This window comes from Streptomyces sp. NBC_00390, from assembly GCF_036057275.1.
In the GTDB taxonomy this organism is placed as follows: Bacteria; Actinomycetota; Actinomycetes; order Streptomycetales; family Streptomycetaceae; genus Streptomyces.
On sequence record NZ_CP107945.1, the window covers coordinates 528,343 to 544,875 of the forward strand.

A 16,533-nucleotide genomic window follows, 5' to 3' on the forward strand; every position below is an offset into this window, starting at 1 on the left:
TCACGTCTTCGAGCAGGAGATGGGTCGGTGTCCTGAGCGGGGGTCAGAGCGGCCACGGGGGCCGGTAGCCGGTGGTGATCTTTTCGCCCGTGTGCCGCCACTTGGGCTCCTTGTCCACGGTCTTGGCCGTGAAGCTGCGGAGCCTGCGGATCACGGCGCCGTACGCGCTGGTACCCGTGACGGACACCCTCGCGCCGGGCGGCTCGTCCATGAACGGCATGAACTTGTCGGGGAAGCCCGGCATGGTGCAGGCGATGCAGATGCCGCCCACGTTCGGGCAGCCGCCGATTCCGGCCATCCAGCCGCGCTTGGGCACGTTGCACTTGACCACGGGGCCCCAGCAGCCGAGCTTCACCAGGCACTTGGGCGAGTCGTACGCATCGGCGAACTGGCCCTGCTCGTAGTACCCCGCCCGGTCGCAGCCCTCGTGCACCGTGGCGCCGAACAGCCAGGTCGGCCGGAGCTTGTCGTCCAGGGGGATCATCGGCGCCGCGCCGGTGGCCTGGTAGAGGAGATAGGTCAGCGTCTCGGAGAAGTTGTCGGGCTGGATCGGGCAGCCGGGCACGCACACGATGGGGATGCCGGCTTTGGACTTCCAGTCCCAGCCGAGGTAGTCGGGCACGCCCATGGCGCCGGTCGGGTTGCCGGCCATGGCGTGGATACCGCCGTACGTGGCACAGGTGCCGATCGCGACGACCGCCAGCGCCTTGTCCGCCAGCCGGTCGATCCACTCGCTGGTCGTGATGGGCTGACCGGTCTCGGGGTCGTCACCGAAGCCGCACCAGTACCCCTCCTGCTTGATCGACTCATTGGGGATGGAGCCCTCGACGACCAGCACGAAGGGGTCGATCTCGCCGCGCTCGCCCTTGAAGAACCATTCGATGAACGTGTCGGCGCCGCCGACCGGGCCGCATTCGAAGTCGATGAGCGGCCAGTGCACCTCGACCTTCGGGAGACCGGGCAGTGCGCCGAGCACGATTTCCTCGATGCTCGGCTGCATGGCGGCCGTCAGGGCGACCGAGTCACCGTCGCAACTCAGTCCCGCGTTGATCCAGAGGATGTGGATCGTGGACTGGTCAGCAGCGGCCTCACCCGACGATTCCCGGGTGTCGACCGCGTTCGACGTTGCTGCTTGCATGAGGACGCCTCCTGGGGAGCACTGGCGACAGACCCTTGGAAATCGGTTGTCATCGTTCTTGCTAACAGTCGGCCGGTGTGGCTGCCACCGCACTCTCAGCACGTCCGGACGGCTGCTTGCGCACGAACGACCGCCGCAGCGCGTGGTACGGAGCGGTGGGATCGAAGATGATGCGGTGCATCCGGGCGAGCTCCTCCCCCCGGTGGGCCGCCAGCGGCCTGATGGACTCGGCGCGCTCCCGGTCCGACTTCTTCGCGGCGATCCGCTGCCCCGTCGCGGGGAACGAGGCCAGCCGTGCGGCCAGTCGGGTGACTTCTCCGGCGAACTCCTGCGGCGCGCGGTCGACGACCCGGTCCACCAGGCCGAGCCGCAGCGCCTCCCCCGCCGTCATCGGCAGCGCCTCCTCGGTGAGCCGTGCCGCCGCTGCCTCGCCCACTCGGCGGGGCAGGGAGTACGTCCAGTACTCGGAGCCGTACAGCCCCATCAGCCGGTAGTGCGGATTGAGCACGGCGCCCGCCCGGCACCACACCTCGTCGGCCGCCGCGGCCAGCATGACCCCGCCGGCCGCGGCGTTCCCGGCGACGGCGGCGACCACCAGGCGGTCGGTGGTCGTCAGAACGGCCTCCACCAGGTCGTTCATGGCGTTGAGATTGGCCCAGGACTCCCCTGCCGGGTCGGCCGCGGCCTCGATGACGTTCAGATGGATGCCGTTGGAGAAGAAGTCCCGGGCGCCGCCCAGGACCAGCACCGAGGTGGGGCGGGCACACGCCACGCGGTAGGCGTCCAGCAGGCGCCGGCACTGCGTCGTGCTCATCGCCCCGCCGGGGAAGGTGAAGAGAAGGAATCCGGCCTGCCCCTCCTCGCGGTAGCGGATGTCGCTCCAGGTCCGGCGCGGTCCGTCCGCATGCAGCGGGGGCGGGATCTCCGGCAGCACGGGCAGCCGGCCCGCCAGGGCGGTGGTGGCCGGGAGCTTGAAGGTGGCGGGCACTCCGGGAGCGCGCCGGGGCCGCAGTTCCGGGATCCATACCGCACCGTCGGCGGTGGCGCGACAGATCGCACCGGCCCGGGTGGCGAGCAGATCGCCGGGCCGGCCCCGCAGCGTGTCCTCGGCATGACCACCGTGCAGGAACCACTCGGCGCCCAGGAGTTCGTCGAGCACCCCCGGCTGCGAGTCGGCTGCGCGCAGGGTGCGCACGACCGAGTCGGTGGAGTCCGAGTCCCAGGAGATGCGCCGGAGCGCCTGGCGGAAGTACGGCCGTACGCGGACGGTGTCGCCGCCCTGGGGCCGCGGGGTGTACGAACCGGACGCGAATCGGTCCACGGCCTCAAGGACGGCTGTGACCGCGGCGTCCGACACCTCGTTGCGGTACAGATCGCTCTTGGCCACGGGCGGCAGGGCGCACCGGACAGAGGCCCACACGGCGCCTGCGTCCATGTCGTCCTCGGCCTGAAGGACGGTGACGCCCCAGGAGCGGGCGCCCTCGTGGACGGCCCAGTCAAGAGACGACGGCCCTCGGTCACCCACCGGTCCCGGGTGGACGATGAGACACGTGTGTGACTGCCACACATCGCGCGGGACGGCGGTCTTGAGCATGGGCGCCACCACCAGTTCGGGCCGGTGCAGATGGACGGCGTCCCGGATGGAGTCGTCGTGCAGCGCGAGTTCCACGGCCACGGTGTGTCTGCGGTCCCGGAGTTCGGCGTGGACTCGCTGGGTGAGGCTGTTGTACGCGCTGGCGACGACAAGAATGTGCATGGCGGCCTTCGACCGGGTACGGCTGGCTTGCGGCCGGATCGCACGCGAGCTGGATGCGGCCACGGCGATCGTCGAACATCCCGGCGCGCCGGCCCGGCGCAGTGCCGTGGGTGTCACTCGAAAGCGAACACCGCCGGGACCACTCGGCGGCGTCCGAACCAGGCAGGCGCGCCCCTGGCCACCCCTGATGTCATTCCGCGCTCGCGCGGGGCATCGGGAGAGGGTGAGGGACTCCGGGGGAAGACTGCGTGCGACACCGTCACTGTTCCCAGGACACCGAGGAGTGCCGTGCCTGTCCCGATCATCATCGACTGCGATCCCGGGCACGACGATGCCATCGCCCTCATGCTGGCGGCGGGGGACCCGGAGGTCGAACTGCTCGCGATCACGACGGTCGCAGGCAATCAGACCGTCGAGAAGACGACACTGAACGCGCGGCGGATCTGCACGGTCGCCGGGATCACCGGTGTTCCCATCGCGGCCGGCTGTGCGCGACCGCTCGTTCAGCCGCTGCTGGTTGCGGACGACGTGCACGGCACATCCGGCATGGACGGGCCGCAGTTCCCGGAACCCACCGTGGACGCCGTCCCGGAGCACGCGGTGGACCTGATGCACCGGATCCTGACCGAGCATCCGGAGCCGGTCACGCTTGTCCCGACGGCGCCCCTGACGAATATCGCCTTGCTGCTCACGCGGTACCCGGACTGTGCCGCACGCATCCGGGAGATCGTGCTCATGGGCGGCTCGACCAAGGGCGGCAACAGGACACCGGCGGCCGAGTTCAATGTGTACGTGGACCCGGAGGCTGCGGACGTCGTCTTCCGCAGCGGCGTCCCGGTCACCATGTGCGGTCTCAATGTCACCCATCAGGCCCTCGCCACACCCGGGGTGCTGGCCCGCCTGGAGAGCCTCGACACCGAACTCGCCCGAATCTGTGTGCAGTTGATGACGTACTTCGCCGCCACCTACCGGCGGCTGTGGGGCTTCGCCTCACCACCGCTGCACGACCCGGTGGCGGTCGCCCGGGTCATCGACCCGGCGATCGTGCGGTGCGTCGACGCAAGCGTGGCCGTCGAACTGCGCGGGCAGTACACGCGCGGGGCGACCGTGGTGGACATGCACCAGTACCTGGACCGGCCGGTGAACGCGCGGGTCGCGCTGACCCTGGACAGTGAGAGGTTCTGGGACCGGGTGATCACGGCGATCGACGTGCTCGGCAGCCGCAGGGCGTAGGACCGCCGTGGCCGACCCGGTTGCCCCGCGGATCGTTACGCACGTCCTGGCGTCGGGAATGATCAACGCCCGGGTGCTCCGCCGAGCGCCGTTGATTGCCCTCTCGAACACAGGGAAGGTGGTGGGCGAGTCGTGGATCTGGAGAGTGTCGCGGACGAGCTGTACGGGCTGCCGCCGGACGAGTTCGTCGAGGCTCGCGGCCGGCATGCGGCCGCGGCCCGCAGGGCGAGGGACCGCGAGCTTGCCGACCGGATCGGCGCCCTGCGACGCCCGACGCAGTCGGCGTGGACCAGCAACATGTTCGTCCGCGCCCACCCCGAGCAGGTGGCCCGGATGCTCCAGCTCGGTGAAGGTCTGCGCCAGGCCCATCAGGAGCTCGACCCGGGGCAGCTGCGCACGCTCAGCCGTCAGAAGCACACGGTGGTCGGTGAACTCGCCCGACAGGCCCGGCAGCTCGCTGCCGATACCGGGCACCCCATCGGTGAGGCGGCTCAGCTGGAGCTCGAAGCGACCCTGCACGCGGCCCTCGCGGACCCGCAGGCGGCGCAGGCGTGGGCATCCGGCCGGCTGGCCAAGCCGCTCAGCGCCACCGGCTTCCCCGCGATCCCGGTGACGGCACCCCTGCCGACTGCGCCCCGTGCGACGACGGCCGCACCGTCCGCGCCGCAGCGCAGTTCCGCGGGCGGCGGGAACGGCGCCACCGCGGCGACGGCCGAGGAGCAGCGCCGTGCCCAGCTCACGCAGGCCCGGCAGGACGCGGATGCCGCCGATCGCCGGGCGCGGGAGCGCGAGGACGACCTCGAGCAGGCCGAGACGCTCGTGCGGGAGGCGCAGGAGCACGCGGCCGCGGTGGCCGGGGAACTGTCGGACGCGCAGGAGAGGGCACGCGCAGCCAGGAGCGCCCTGGACGAGGCGCGGCACCGGGCCACCGAGGCCGGGCGAAGGGCCCGCCAGGCCCGCCGCGACGCCCGGACCGCTCGCTCGCGCGCGGAGCGCCTGGCGGCGGACGGGGACTGAGTGAGGGAGGGCGGGCGGGTGACTCGCGTGAGGCTTGCCGGGCGGTCTAGCCTCCCTCATGTGATCAAGGGGGAATCCGCCGTGCCGCCGCTCGGCTCACTGGCCGAGGAGCTCGCGGCCGTGCCGGCCGGACGGGGCGACCGGGACGTCGCGACGTACGAGCGACTGCTCAACGCCGTGGTGACCTGGGCGTACCGCGACCGGGACGCTCTGGCCGCCGCGCTGGGGCCCGTCGTGCGCGAGTTCGCGGGGCGGCGGCGGGGGCCGGGACAGGGCCTGACCCCTGTGGTGGAGCAGGCTGCAGGCGCCGTCCGGGCCGAGGAGCCCTGGGAGAACGCCGAGCGCGGCTGGCTCGAGCTCTGCCAGCACGAGGCGCTTGACCACATCGCGGGGGCGCGTATCGGCGAGATCGCCGCACGACTGCGGGCGGGTGATCACGTGCCGTCCCTGCTGGCCGCGCCGAGCAGGCCGACCGGGGCCGTGGAGCCGCACGCCCTGGTCGAGCGGCTCGCGCAGTACGAGCGGTCGGGCGTCCGGCCGGGCCCTGCCGATCTGGGGCAGGCGCTGCTGCGCTGCGGCGGTGGCCCGGTCGAACCCGAAGTGCTGCGCGCGGCGGAGAAGTTGGAACTGCCCGAGGGACCCCGGATTCTCGCCTGGCTGCGTCAGGGCGGACTGCCCCACCCGGCGTGGTGGCGTGAGCGCGAAGCGGGCGAGCCGGAGCGGCCCAGCAGGCGCAGGGGCGCTCGCGCCGGGCGGCGGATCCTGGTGGGCACGGAGGCGATCGAGGGCCGTGGTGAGTTCCCCAGGCGCTTCTGGTCGCTCTTCCGGACGTTCGAGCCGCACATCGGCTGTCCCCACTTCGGTCTGGACAGGCGGGACGGGCACACGGTCGCGGTGCTGCCCTGGCATCCGGAGATCGCCGCGGCCCGGCTGCTGTCGGGGATCGCGTCGGCCGCCGACGGTGACGGCCGCGGTGCCCCGGCGTTCCTTCACGCGCTGGCCGCGAGCGAAGGCCCGGCCGGTCCCGCCGTGCATCTGGCCGTCGCCTACGGGCTCGCCTCCGCCCCGGAGCAGGACCGGCAGGCCGCCGTGCAGGCGCTCCTCCTGCTCGCCGCGCGAGGCCGGTTGGACGGCACGCTGCTGGGCCGGGAGGTCGGTGAGCTGGTGGCGCTGGGCACCCTGAAGGTGCCACTGCTGACCGGCTCGCTCCGTACGGCGGCCATGTCCCCGGGCGCCGCCGCCCCGGTCTGGAACGTGCTGGCCGCGGCGCTCCCCGGGCTTCTGGCCTGTACCCGCCCCCAACTGCACGGGGCACTGCTCGCCATCGCCGCCGACTCTGCGCAGCAGTCGGGTGCGCGTGGTGAACTGCCGGAGGTGAGCGCACTCGCAGGGCGGCCCGGCTCGTCCCAACTGGTCAAGCAGGCCCGACGGTTGCGGGACGCGCTGGCCGGCCGCTGATCCGAGCGAGGAGGACTATGCCGTGGCCCTGCGGTCGGCGGCGTCGAAGCGCGCGAGTGCGAGCGCTCCGGGCTGCAGCGCCTCCTGCAGAGCCCGGCAGAGACCGTCCTCCAGGCCGCCGAGTGCCTCGGCGGCCTCGTCCACCACGTCTTGGGCGATCTCCCGTGCCACGGCATCCGGTGGTGTGCGAGGTCCCAGCTTGCTGACGGCGGCTGCCGCGCGTGCCGGGGTGAGCAGTGCGGTGACCTGGCCGACGAGCCAGCCGGGGGCACCGGCCGCGCCCTCGGCCGGTGGCCGGTACGGCCGGGAGCCGTCGAAGCGCTCGTCCTCGGCGAAGGCCGGCTGCTTGAGCTTGGCGACGGGGCGCGGCGTACTGCGGCCGCTGTCCGCGTCCGTGACCCACCATTCCCCGGCAGGCTTGACGACCAGCCCTTCGGCGAGGTTGCCGGGCAGTTCGGGCAGGCCCAGCAGGCCGGGCAGCCGGGTCGCGAACACCGGGGACTGGTCCTGGACCTGGGCGAGCGTCCCCTGCGCGAGCAGCGGGGCGCAGTGCAGACCGACGGTTCCGGCCGCCTCGCGCAGCGCCCCGTCGGAGACCCAGCAGGTGCCCCGGTCGGTTTCGACGGCGGCGTCGAACGGCAGCCAGAGCAGCCCCGGCGCGTACCAGACCCCGGTCTGCACGGGTTCCGCGCCCGGTGAAGGTGCCACGTCCGGATGCGGGTATCGCCCGCCCGCCAGTTCGCCGTAGACGGTCACCGATGCCGAGGCGTCTGTGCCGTGCCGATTCCGCAGGGCCGCGGCGCAGCGACTGGCCGCCACGGCCAGCGCGGGCCAGATGCGGCCCACGCCGAAGAACTCGTCGAGGCCGCTCTCGCCGAGCAGTTCACGGCGTTTGGCGGGATGGACGGCCCCCGCGCCGTCACAGACGACGGCGAAGTTCGCCCCGTGGACCTTCTCCAGCGCGACCCAGTCACGGGCCCGTGCTCCGCCGAGCCGTGCCTTGGCGGGAATCTTCGGATACGGCGACCAGCGGTTCTCAGGCACCGGAGCCGCCGTGCTGGTGCTGCTCGGGCAGACGGCTGTCGGGGTGCACCCACAGCAGTACGTTGTCGAACGGCTCGTTCCTGAAGAACGCGAGGACATCCTGGTCGGAGTGGCGCAGGCTGAAGTGCGTGAGGACGAAGAGCGTCTGCGGGTGGGCCTCGACCACTGGTCGCAGCCTGCTCCAGACCGTGTGCCCGACCCGGTCCGCGCGTTCCCGTTCGGAGTCGTCGAGATAGGTGCACTCGGTGATGACGACCGGGTACTCGAAGAGCCAGGGATTGCGCTCGAACACGCTCACATGTGTGTCGCCGAGGAAGGCGAACAGCGGTCTGCGGACCTCCTGTTCGACCTCGGCACCGTCCTTGCGCCGCTGCGCCACGATCCGCCCGAACTCCGCGCCCCGGCCCTCCGCGGCGAGGGAGCGCCGCAGCTCCTCGTACTCGGGCAACAGCGCCTTGCGGCGCTCGGAGAAGGCGTAGCCCACGCACGGCACCTTGTGCTCGCACTCAACCACCCGTACATGGTGTCCGCGGCGTCCGAAGGTGAACTCGTCGCCGTGCCGCACGCCGTGCAGGCGGTAGGTCCCGGCGAGGGCCGGATCGTATGCCGCGCCGTGGTTCAGTTCGGCCGACGCCCGCAGAAAGGTCTCGACGTACGGCACAGCCGCGGCGGGCAGATGGATGTCGGCTCCCGACGCCTTCGCGGCCAGGTGGTCGAGGTCCTTGGAGTGGTCGTGGTGGGTGTGGGTGAGGAAGACGGTGTCCACCTGCCGGCCTTCGCACAGTCCGGCGTCGAGGCTGCAGCGCAGTTCGGGGATGTGGAAGAACGTCTTGTCGTTGGCTCGCGAATAGCCGGTGAGGGTCAGCTCGGTGCCGGGTATCCGCCAGGTCTTCCACTGCCGGAACGGGTGCCCCTGCTCCAGCCGTTCGGGGTGGCCGGGCAGTCGCCCGGGGGCCTGCGTCATCGGTGCCTCCGTCGACAACCGTTGGTTCAGCGGTTGTCAGACCGCCGTGATCAGATGGGGCTTGATCGTAGCGGGCACCGCCCGGCCGCGGCCTGTGGATTTCCCGGCGCCAACCGGTCCACGGTGCGTGGCCCGAGAGCCGCCGTCACCGGGCGCCGGCAGGCGCGGACCGACCGCGCGTGGTGCACGCTCCCGAAGACGGGGCCCCGCACGACGACGCAGCAAGCGGGTCGGCTCACGAGATGCGGCACCGCCGCTGTGCGGCGGACCGCCCCGGCTCAATGCCCCCCGAGAAGCTTCACGGCCACGACCGCTACACCGATCACCATGTCGAGAAGGCCCGAGACCATCGCGCTCACCGGCCCGTTGCCCATCCGCAGGCCGGTCCGCCAGCCCCACAGGAACAGGGTGGCCACTTCCGCCCCTGCGCCGATGAGCAGTGCGGTGACCAGATCCATCGCCCCGAGCGCCGACATGCCGATCAGTACGAGGGGACCCACCGCGCCCAGCAGCAGCGGGCTGGAGACGTGCAGCGCGGTTCGGATCTCGGCGCGGTTGGCGCTGCGCCGGGTCAGCGCGCGGTGCGACTGCTCGTCGGCGACCAGCGTCGCCAGCCACACCCCGAGCGCCGCCACGGCCACGGTGAGCCCGGCTTCGCCGTGACCGACCGAATCTCCCTCGGCGAGCGCCACCACGACAGCGGTCAGGGTGATGGTCGCGTAGATCCGTTCCTTGAGGCGTGCGGCCGCCGTGTCGCCGGCGCGGGCGGCGGTGGCGGGCACACTCGCCCGGGAGGCGACCGGATGCGGCTGCGGGTCCGGCGCCGTCATGCCGACCGGGGCGCGGAGCGTCGTGCCCCGGCGGCGGCCAGGATCGAAGTCATGCGTGTGCCCTTCCCGCGAAGCCTCGCGTACCCGGTACGCGTTTCGATGGCACACCGTAACCGAACGATCACGGCAATCCGCTGCGGTGCGTTGCGTGCCGTTCGGATCCGGCCTCGGGCCGCAGCCCGCAGACCGGAGGCGCCGGGCTACGGCGCGCGGCGGACGCGGGCGAGGACGAGGACCGTGTCGTCCCCCGGCGGATCGGGCAGCAGGTTCGCGAGGATACGGTCCGCCGTCGCCTCCAGCGGGCCGTCGGCCGTGCTGCGGAGTTCGGCGCGCAGCGCCTCCAGCCCGTCGTCGATGTCCTGGCCGCGCGCTTCGATGAGGCCGTCGGTGTAGAGGGCGAGGGTGGCGTTGTCGGGGAGGACGATGTCGGTCGCCAGGAAGGGAGAGCCGCCGACGCCGAGCGGGACACCCAGCACGTCATCGACGGTTTCGACCCTGCCGTCCGGGTGCAGCACCAGCGGCGGGGGGTGCCCGGCACTGGCCAGGCGGGCGTTTCCGGTCGTGGGGTCGTAGAGGACGTACAGACAGGTCGCGAGATCGATACCGGCGTCCAGGGCGCATGCGTCGAGTTCGGTGAGCAGGTCCTGCGGTTCCTGGATGTGCCTGGCCAGCGCCTTGGCGGTGATACGCAGCCTTCCCATGGCTGCCGCGGCAGGCACTCCATGGCCCATGACGTCGCCGACGACGAGCGCCAGCCGGTCGCCGGACAGGCTGATCACGTCGTACCAGTCGCCGCCGACCTCGGTGATGTGACTGCCGGGGACGTAGCGGTGGGCGACCTGTACGTAGGGGCTGGTGGCCAAGGCGGTGGGGAGCAGCGCGCGTTGGAGGGTGAGCGCGATGTCCTGTACCCGGCTGTAGAGGCGCGCGTTGTCCAGACACAGGGCGGCGCGGGAGGCGAGTTCACCGGCGAGGCTGAGATCCTGCTCGGTGAAGGCCGGCCGGGCGGCGGAGCGGCCGAACATGGTGAGCCCCTGCACCGTTCCCCGGGCGATGAGCGGGGCCATGAGGATGGCGGTCAGGCCGCTGTCGATGAGCAGCCGGGCGCGGGCCTGGTGCACGACGGTCCGCGTCACGAACTCCTCGTTCACGGGGACGGAGACCGGGCGGCCCGTTCGCAGCATCTCGTGGATGCTGGAGCCGGGCGGGTAGGTCACGAACTCCAGTCCGCTGACGAGTTCGCCGGCCGGTGGCGGCAGGACGGTACCGGCGGCGATCCTGCGGGTGACCAGCGGCAGGTCCGGGTTGAACACCTCGGGCTCGTCCGTCCACTCCACCAGTTCGACGACGGAGGCGTCGGAGAAGTCGGGAACCGCGGCGGCGACCAGCTCGCCGGCCGTGACGTTCACATCCAGGGTGGTGCCGATCTTGGCGGTGGCCCGGTCCAGCAGGGCCAGACGCTGGCGGCCTGCGGTCGCCTCCACGATCGCCTGCTCCCGGTCGGTGACGTCGACCATCAGGCCGCCCAGTCCGGGGCGCGTGCCGACCGCCTGGCTCAAGGGGAAGAAGCTCACCGACCGTACCTGGTCACGATCCGGGTGCCCGAGCGTGCGCATGCCGACCAGCGTTCCCGCCACGGTTCGGCCCTCGGTGGCGACGGCCCTCAGCATGCGCAGGTACGCGCCGTCGTCGGACGTCACCATGATCTCCCCCATGCGCCGTCCGAGGTGCGCCTCGATGGGGAGGCCGTCCATGTCGGCGAGCGCCTGGTTGAGGTGCACGTAGCGCAGCTCCTCGTCGAGCATGACCAGGCCGATGGGGCAGGTCTCGAAGAGGGCGTCGAGGAATGCGAGGTTGGTCTTCACCCGGTCGAGTTCCTGGCTGCGGCTCGCCAGGGCCATGACCACCGACCGCCCTGCGGCCCCGGAGACGGAGAAGACCCGGAAGCCGCAGTCGAAGACCGTGCCGTCCCGGTGCCGGGCCGGCACCCGTCCGCGCCAGTAGCCCTCGTCGCGGCCCCGCCCCGCGAGGCGTGCAGCCGCGCCGGGGGTGCCGCCGTCGGCCGGGCCGGGGAAGAGGACGGCGCCGGGGTTCGACAGCACGGCCTCGGAGCCGTAGCCGAACAGAGTCTCGGCGCCCGGTCCCCAGTAGCAGATCCGGTCATGTTCGTCGAAGCCGAAGACGGCAATGGCGACGCGCTCCAGAAGCGTTCCGGGCTCGGACCGGAGCTGCCTTGCGGTCTGCTCGTCTCTCGACCGATCTGATGGCACTGCACGTTCCCTTCGACCCGCGCACGCGCAGGCAAAGCCCGTCGGCGTCGCCACCTCGACGATCGGCGCGACGGCGCCGCCCCGTCCCGCCCCGTCCCGGAACGGAAGCAGGCTGCTGCACGGCGGGGACGGCTGCGCCCGCCGGAGACCCGGCGCCCGCACCTGGCCCGACAGGCATCAGGTGCCGGCAGCCGTGCCTCCTCGGCGGCCTCACCGCGGCCCGGCAGCGTTCACGCGTTCGCGTACACCTTGGTCGCGAACTCCGCGATCTGCGCGTCAGAGAGATTCATCGCCAGGTTTGCCTCCGTGATCATGCCGACGAGCTGGTGGCCCTTCTGCACGTCGATCACCGGCAGGCGCTTGATCTGGTGCTCCTCCATCATCGACAGGGCTTCGTCGGCACCCGAGCTCGCGTCGATCCAGTGGAGCTCCCCGGCGAGGGAACCGGCCTGGACCGTTGCCGGGTCGATGCCTTCGGCGCAGCACTGGACGACGATGTCGCGGTCGGTGATCAGACCCGTGAGCCTGTTGTTGTCGCCGCATATCGGCAGACAGCCGACGTTGAGGTCGCGCATCATCTTGGACGCGTCCAGCAGTGACTGGTGGGCGCCGATGCACTGCACTCCGCCGGTCATGATGTCGCGGGCGGTGAGCTTGGTCTTCCTGGTCATGTTCCACTTCCGTTCCGTCAGGGCTGCGGCGGCCGTCCTGGCCCTGGCCGCCCTGGTCACCCCCGCTTCTCCAGGGTCACCTCACCTCGCGCTGTTCGCATCCGCGAGCGGTTCATCTGTTCGATAAGGCGCGACGCGACCGCTCGACACGGTGCGACGCGAACGATGCTGAACACGTTCAAAGCATGGGCGGGCGGACCGCAGGCGCTTTCTTCCCGCGGCGTCGCTGCGGCGGCGCGGCGGCCCACGCGGGGACGCCCCCCGGCGCCGGCGCTGAGGCACGACGCGCCCCGGGGGCACCGGCCCCGTACCCGCCGCACCGCTTCCCGCCGTGAGCGGTGCCGGTCCGAGGGACGACGAGGGCGGCTCATCGTCCAACAGCAAGGGGATTCACTCTCATCGGGCACAAGGGCCGTCGGCGGCTTCCGGAAAGGGCCTTCTTCTGTCACCCGGACGGACCATCCGCAAAGCGACCGCCCTTACCCCCATTGGGCTCTCGCCACACCGGAGTTGCGTGGCCAGGCGGGCCATGAGTCGGTGGGAGTCGTGTCCTGCCGGATCTCAACCACCAGGAGGAGACATGGACGCACTGCAGAACGGCCAATCGGCCCAAAGGCTGTCCGTGGTGTTCGCGGTTCAGGTCATCGAGAACGGCGAACAAGGGTTTCTGGAGATGTACGAGCGAATACGGAAGTCCGTCGCTCAAGTCCCCGGGCACATCATCGACAGACTGGGTGAGCCCGTCGACGGCTCCCGGCAGTGGGTGATCACCAGCGAATGGGAGACCCCCGAGCACTTCTTCGCCTGGCAGCAGGGAGAAGACCACCAGACGCTGGTGGCTCCGCTGCGCCAGTGGGTCGACCACACCCAGTCGCTGCGCTTCCGGGTCATCAAGGAGACCGTGGGGAGGAAGTCATGACGCGCCCCAACGGCCCCGTGGCCGTACTCGGTCTCGGCACCATGGGCACCGGCCTGGCCACCCGCCTTCTTGAGCAGGGTGTTCCGGTACGGGTCTGGAACCGCACCCCGGAGCGGGCCGAACCTCTCGCGAAGGCCGGCGCCTTCGCCGCAGCCCATCCGGCCGATGCCGTCGAGGGCACGAGCGCCGCCATCTGCACCGTGGCCGACGGCGACGCCCTCGGCGCCGTGCTGCGGGGACCTGACGGGGTGCTGACCGCAGGCCAGTACCGCGGCTCACTGGTCTGCGCCAGCACCGTCGCCCCGGACGAGGTCGTCCGTATCGCCGGGGACATGCCCTCCGTTCTGGACGTGGGCATGCTGGGCAACCGCGAGCACGCCCGCAGCGGTGATCTGCGGCTGTTCGTGGGCGGCGAGGAGCGGGTCTTCACCGCGGGGCGGCCGCTGCTCGAGCTGCTGGGCAAGCAGGTCGTCCACCTCGGCGGGCTCGGTTCCGGCATGCGCATGAAGCTGCTCCTCAACCTGCTGATGGGCATCGAGGTCCAAGCCATGGCCGAGGCCGTGGAGTTGGCGACCGCGACCGGGCTCGACCGGAAGCTCGTACTGAGCACCATCGCGGGCAGCGGCTTCGCCTCGCCGGTCATGGCGTTCAAGTCAAAACGCCTGGCCGCCGGGCGATTCGACAAGCCCGACTTCAGACTGTGTCTGATGGCCAAGGACCTCAAGCTCGTAGCGGACCAGGCCGCGGCGGCGGGAATGCGTCTTCCGCTCGTCGACGCGGCCGCGGAGACCCACCTCCGCGCCACCGAGCAGGGACACGGCGACGAGGACTGTGTCGCGGTCGCCCACGCCATCGCACCGAACCCGGGGACCAGGAAATGATCATCGACATCCACGGGCACCTGTCCCCACCGGAGGCCGCCCAGCGCTTCCCCATGCCTCCCAGCCTGACGGACGTCGACGGAATGCTCGCCGCCCGCGCTCAGGCCGGGATCGACCTCACCATCATCGGCAGTCCGGTCGGCGCCGGCGCGATGGCCCGAGTCCCCGGCGTCGACAACTACGCACAGCCCCGGGACCGTCTGAGACGGTTCCACGACTGGATGTCCGGCCTGTTCGCCTCCTTCCCGGACCAGTTGCGCGGGTACGTGTACGCCAACCCCTTCGGCGACGACGATCATCTGGAAGGGGTCCGGGAGACGCTTGCAGACCCTGGCTTCGTGGGTCTGATCACCACGTCCAGCGTCCACGGCGAGCTGCTCGGCTCTCCGCGCGCCGACTCCTTCTTCGCGCTTGCCGCCGAGACAGGAGTGCCGGTCCTGGTGCACGCCCCGGCCGAACCGATCGGCACGGAGCGGGTCGACAACGTCGGCTTCGTGGAGCAGATCGGCCGGTTCGGCGACGTCACCATGGGCATGGCCATGATCGCGTTCGCGGGATGGCTGGAGAAGTATCCCGGCCTGCGGCTGATCGGTGCCACCGGCGGCGGCGCGATCGCGCTGCTGCCGGAGCGCCTGCAGACGGCGGCGCGTCCGCGGCACTGGGGCGGGGGCGCGCCGGCGGCGCCGTCCTCCACCCCGGCGGCCGGCGCGCCGCCATCGGCCCCGCCGTCCGCCACCCCGCAGGCGGCCGACCCGGCCGCCGCACTGCGGCGCATGTATGTCGACACCAGTCCGTTCAGCCCGGCGCACCTCGGCCTCAACGCGGAGGTGCTGGGGCCCGAGCGGATGCTCTTCGGCACCGACTCGCCGCCGATGTCCGCGCCGCTGGAGGAATCCATCCGCATGATCGAGAAGCTGCCTGTCGACAAAGCGTCCCAGCAGCTCATTCTCGGCGGCAACGCCGAGGCCATCTTCGACCTCAGGAGCCGTCCGTGACCACTGTGGAAAGTCCGGCCACCGCAGCCGAGCGGTGCACCCCGGAGTTCAGGCGCAACCCGCACCCCGTGTACGCCGACCTCCGGGAGACGGCACCCGTCTGTCCCATGCGACCGCCTCACGGCATCGACACGTACCTGATCACGCGGTACGAGGACGCACGGGCTGCCCTGGCGGACCCTCGGCTGAGCAAGGACATGTACGGGGCCATGGACGCGTACCGGAGGATCTTCGGTGACTCGTCGGTGGCTCTGGACGATCACATGCTCAACGCCGACCCGCCCAAGCACACCCGGCTGCGCAAGCTGGTCAACACCGCATTCACCCCGCGACGCGTGGAGTCGCTGCGGCCGCAGATCCAGGACCTCGTCGAGACACTGCTCGACGCGTGCCCGACCGGGCAACCGGTCGACCTGCTGCCGACGTTCGCGTTCCCGCTGCCGATCATCGTGATCTGCGAGCTGCTCGGCGTACCGCCGGACGAGCGGGCGCAGGTGCAGCAGTGGTCCACCACGGTGGCGCAGACCGGGTTCAGCAAGGAATCCAGGCACGCCCAGCAGAAGGCGGAGCAGAGCCTGCACGCGTACTTCACGGATCTCCTCGCGCGCAAGCGCAGCCGCCCGGGTGAGGACCTGCTCAGCGCCCTGATCACAGCGCGCGACGATGACGGCGGGCTCAGCGAGAACGAGCTGGTCTCGACAGCGTTTCTGCTGATGTTCGCGGGTCACAAGACGACCGCGTACCTCATCGGCAACGCCGTCCACCATCTCATCACCCACCCTGCACAGCTCCGCGCGGTGCAGCAGAACCCGGACCTGGTCGGACCGGCGGTGGAGGAGGTGCTGCGGTACGACGGCTCGGTGGAGAGCGCGACGTTCCGTCATGCGACCGAGGCTGTGGAGATCGCCGGGACGCGGATTCCGAAGGGCGCCCTGGTTCAGATCGCGCTCACTTCGGCCAACCGTGACCCGCGCAAGTTCGAATCCCCTGATCAGCTGGACGTGACACGGCAGGGGAACGCCCAGAATGCCCATCTGGGTTTCGGTCACGGCATTCACTACTGCCTGGGAGCGCCGCTGGCCAGGCTGGAGATGCAGCTCGCGCTCACCGGTCTGTTCGACCGGTTCCCGAGGGTGGCTCTGGCCGACCCGACGCGGGAGGCGCCCTGGATGGAAGTGCCGTTCCCGGCCTTCCGCGGTCTCTCGGAGCTGTCCGTCGTGCTCGAGCCGGCCACGCCGTGACGGGCACCGGGGGCTGACGGCATCCTCATGCCGTCGTCGGGCGGGCCGGGCCTCAGGCCCCGGCCCGCCCGATCAGCATCACGGCCCCTCGCACCGGCCGGCGGCCGGCGGTCGGT

Annotated in this window: 14 protein-coding genes; 7 read left to right on the forward strand and 7 right to left on the reverse strand. The window is 71.4% G+C overall.

All coding sequences use genetic code 11. The features are described 5' to 3' along the window. Positions 1-43 precede the first annotated feature (43 nt). Positions 44-1,138 (reverse strand): hydrogenase expression protein HypE, encoded by a 1,095-nt coding sequence (locus tag OHS70_RS02170; protein WP_328393020.1) that lies wholly within the window; start codon positions 1,136-1,138, stop codon positions 44-46. A 61-nt stretch (positions 1,139-1,199) separates the two neighbouring features. Beyond that, positions 1,200-2,894: a hydrogenase maturation protein gene (locus OHS70_RS02175; protein WP_328393022.1), complete on the reverse strand. Its 1,695-nt coding sequence runs from the start codon at positions 2,892-2,894 to the stop codon at positions 1,200-1,202. 288 nt (positions 2,895-3,182) lie between these two features. Between OHS70_RS02175 and OHS70_RS02180 the strand changes: the two genes are divergently transcribed. The 3 genes from OHS70_RS02180 to OHS70_RS02190 all read left to right on the forward strand — a co-directional run bounded on the left by OHS70_RS02180 (position 3,183) and on the right by OHS70_RS02190 (position 6,602). Next, positions 3,183-4,127 (forward strand): nucleoside hydrolase, encoded by a 945-nt coding sequence (locus OHS70_RS02180; RefSeq protein ID WP_328393024.1) that lies wholly within the window; start codon positions 3,183-3,185, stop codon positions 4,125-4,127. Positions 4,128-4,259: 132 nt separating this feature from the next. Continuing rightward, positions 4,260-5,144, forward strand: a complete 885-nt coding sequence (locus OHS70_RS02185) for a hypothetical protein (RefSeq protein WP_328393026.1) — start codon at positions 4,260-4,262, stop codon at positions 5,142-5,144. A 60-nt stretch (positions 5,145-5,204) separates the two neighbouring features. Beyond that, complete coding sequence (locus tag OHS70_RS02190; RefSeq protein WP_328393028.1) at positions 5,205-6,602, forward strand: hypothetical protein; 1,398 nt, start codon at positions 5,205-5,207, stop codon at positions 6,600-6,602. Between the two features lie 15 nt (positions 6,603-6,617). Here the strand turns inward: OHS70_RS02190 and OHS70_RS02195 are convergent, their stop codons facing one another. The 5 genes from OHS70_RS02195 to OHS70_RS02215 all read right to left on the reverse strand — a co-directional run bounded on the left by OHS70_RS02195 (position 6,618) and on the right by OHS70_RS02215 (position 12,381). After that, a complete protein-coding gene (locus tag OHS70_RS02195; protein WP_328393030.1) occupies positions 6,618-7,646 on the reverse strand; it encodes an RNA ligase family protein in 1,029 nt (342 codons plus the stop codon). After that, positions 7,639-8,610 (reverse strand): MBL fold metallo-hydrolase, encoded by a 972-nt coding sequence (locus tag OHS70_RS02200; RefSeq protein WP_328393032.1) that lies wholly within the window; start codon positions 8,608-8,610, stop codon positions 7,639-7,641. The genes OHS70_RS02195 and OHS70_RS02200 overlap by 8 nt, the downstream gene beginning before the upstream one ends. Positions 8,611-8,888: 278 nt before the next feature. Then, positions 8,889-9,440: a hypothetical protein gene (locus tag OHS70_RS02205; RefSeq protein WP_328393034.1), complete on the reverse strand. Its 552-nt coding sequence runs from the start codon at positions 9,438-9,440 to the stop codon at positions 8,889-8,891. Positions 9,441-9,640: 200 nt separating this feature from the next. Next, a complete protein-coding gene (locus OHS70_RS02210; RefSeq protein WP_328393036.1) occupies positions 9,641-11,710 on the reverse strand; it encodes a SpoIIE family protein phosphatase in 2,070 nt (689 codons plus the stop codon). 230 nt (positions 11,711-11,940) lie between these two features. Then, positions 11,941-12,381 carry a CBS domain-containing protein gene (locus OHS70_RS02215; RefSeq protein WP_328393038.1) on the reverse strand — a complete coding sequence of 147 codons (441 nt, stop codon included), beginning with the start codon at positions 12,379-12,381 and terminating at the stop codon, positions 11,941-11,943. Positions 12,382-12,961: 580 nt separating this feature from the next. Between OHS70_RS02215 and OHS70_RS02220 the strand changes: the two genes are divergently transcribed. Genes OHS70_RS02220 through OHS70_RS02235 form a run of 4 tightly spaced genes read left to right on the forward strand, consistent with a single transcriptional unit; the run spans position 12,962 to position 16,417 of the window. Next, the gene (locus tag OHS70_RS02220) at positions 12,962-13,300 is read left to right on the forward strand and encodes an antibiotic biosynthesis monooxygenase family protein (RefSeq protein ID WP_328393040.1); all 339 of its coding nucleotides are present in this window, start codon (positions 12,962-12,964) and stop codon (positions 13,298-13,300) included. Next, positions 13,297-14,181, forward strand: a complete 885-nt coding sequence (locus tag OHS70_RS02225; protein ID WP_328393042.1) for an NAD(P)-dependent oxidoreductase — start codon at positions 13,297-13,299, stop codon at positions 14,179-14,181. Before OHS70_RS02220 ends, OHS70_RS02225 begins: the two co-directional genes overlap by 4 nt. Continuing rightward, complete coding sequence (locus OHS70_RS02230; RefSeq protein ID WP_328393044.1) at positions 14,178-15,176, forward strand: amidohydrolase family protein; 999 nt, start codon at positions 14,178-14,180, stop codon at positions 15,174-15,176. The genes OHS70_RS02225 and OHS70_RS02230 overlap by 4 nt, the downstream gene beginning before the upstream one ends. Continuing rightward, on the forward strand, positions 15,173-16,417 hold the full coding sequence (locus OHS70_RS02235) for a cytochrome P450 family protein (protein WP_328393046.1): 1,245 nt from the start codon (positions 15,173-15,175) through the stop codon (positions 16,415-16,417). Before OHS70_RS02230 ends, OHS70_RS02235 begins: the two co-directional genes overlap by 4 nt. The last annotated feature ends 116 nt before the right edge of the window (positions 16,418-16,533 follow it).

Coding starts and splice junctions, on each gene's coding strand:
- OHS70_RS02170 (WP_328393020.1), bottom strand. CDS start 1,138: ATGCAAGCAGCAACGTCGAACGCGGTCGACACCCGGGAATCGTCGGGT.
- OHS70_RS02175 (WP_328393022.1), bottom strand. CDS start 2,894: ATGCACATTCTTGTCGTCGCCAGCGCGTACAACAGCCTCACCCAGCGA.
- OHS70_RS02200 (WP_328393032.1), bottom strand. CDS start 8,610: ATGACGCAGGCCCCCGGGCGACTGCCCGGCCACCCCGAACGGCTGGAG.
- OHS70_RS02205 (WP_328393034.1), bottom strand. CDS start 9,440: ATGACGGCGCCGGACCCGCAGCCGCATCCGGTCGCCTCCCGGGCGAGT.
- OHS70_RS02215 (WP_328393038.1), bottom strand. CDS start 12,381: ATGACCAGGAAGACCAAGCTCACCGCCCGCGACATCATGACCGGCGGA.
- OHS70_RS02220 (WP_328393040.1), top strand. CDS start 12,962: ATGGACGCACTGCAGAACGGCCAATCGGCCCAAAGGCTGTCCGTGGTG.
- OHS70_RS02225 (WP_328393042.1), top strand. CDS start 13,297: ATGACGCGCCCCAACGGCCCCGTGGCCGTACTCGGTCTCGGCACCATG.
- OHS70_RS02230 (WP_328393044.1), top strand. CDS start 14,178: ATGATCATCGACATCCACGGGCACCTGTCCCCACCGGAGGCCGCCCAG.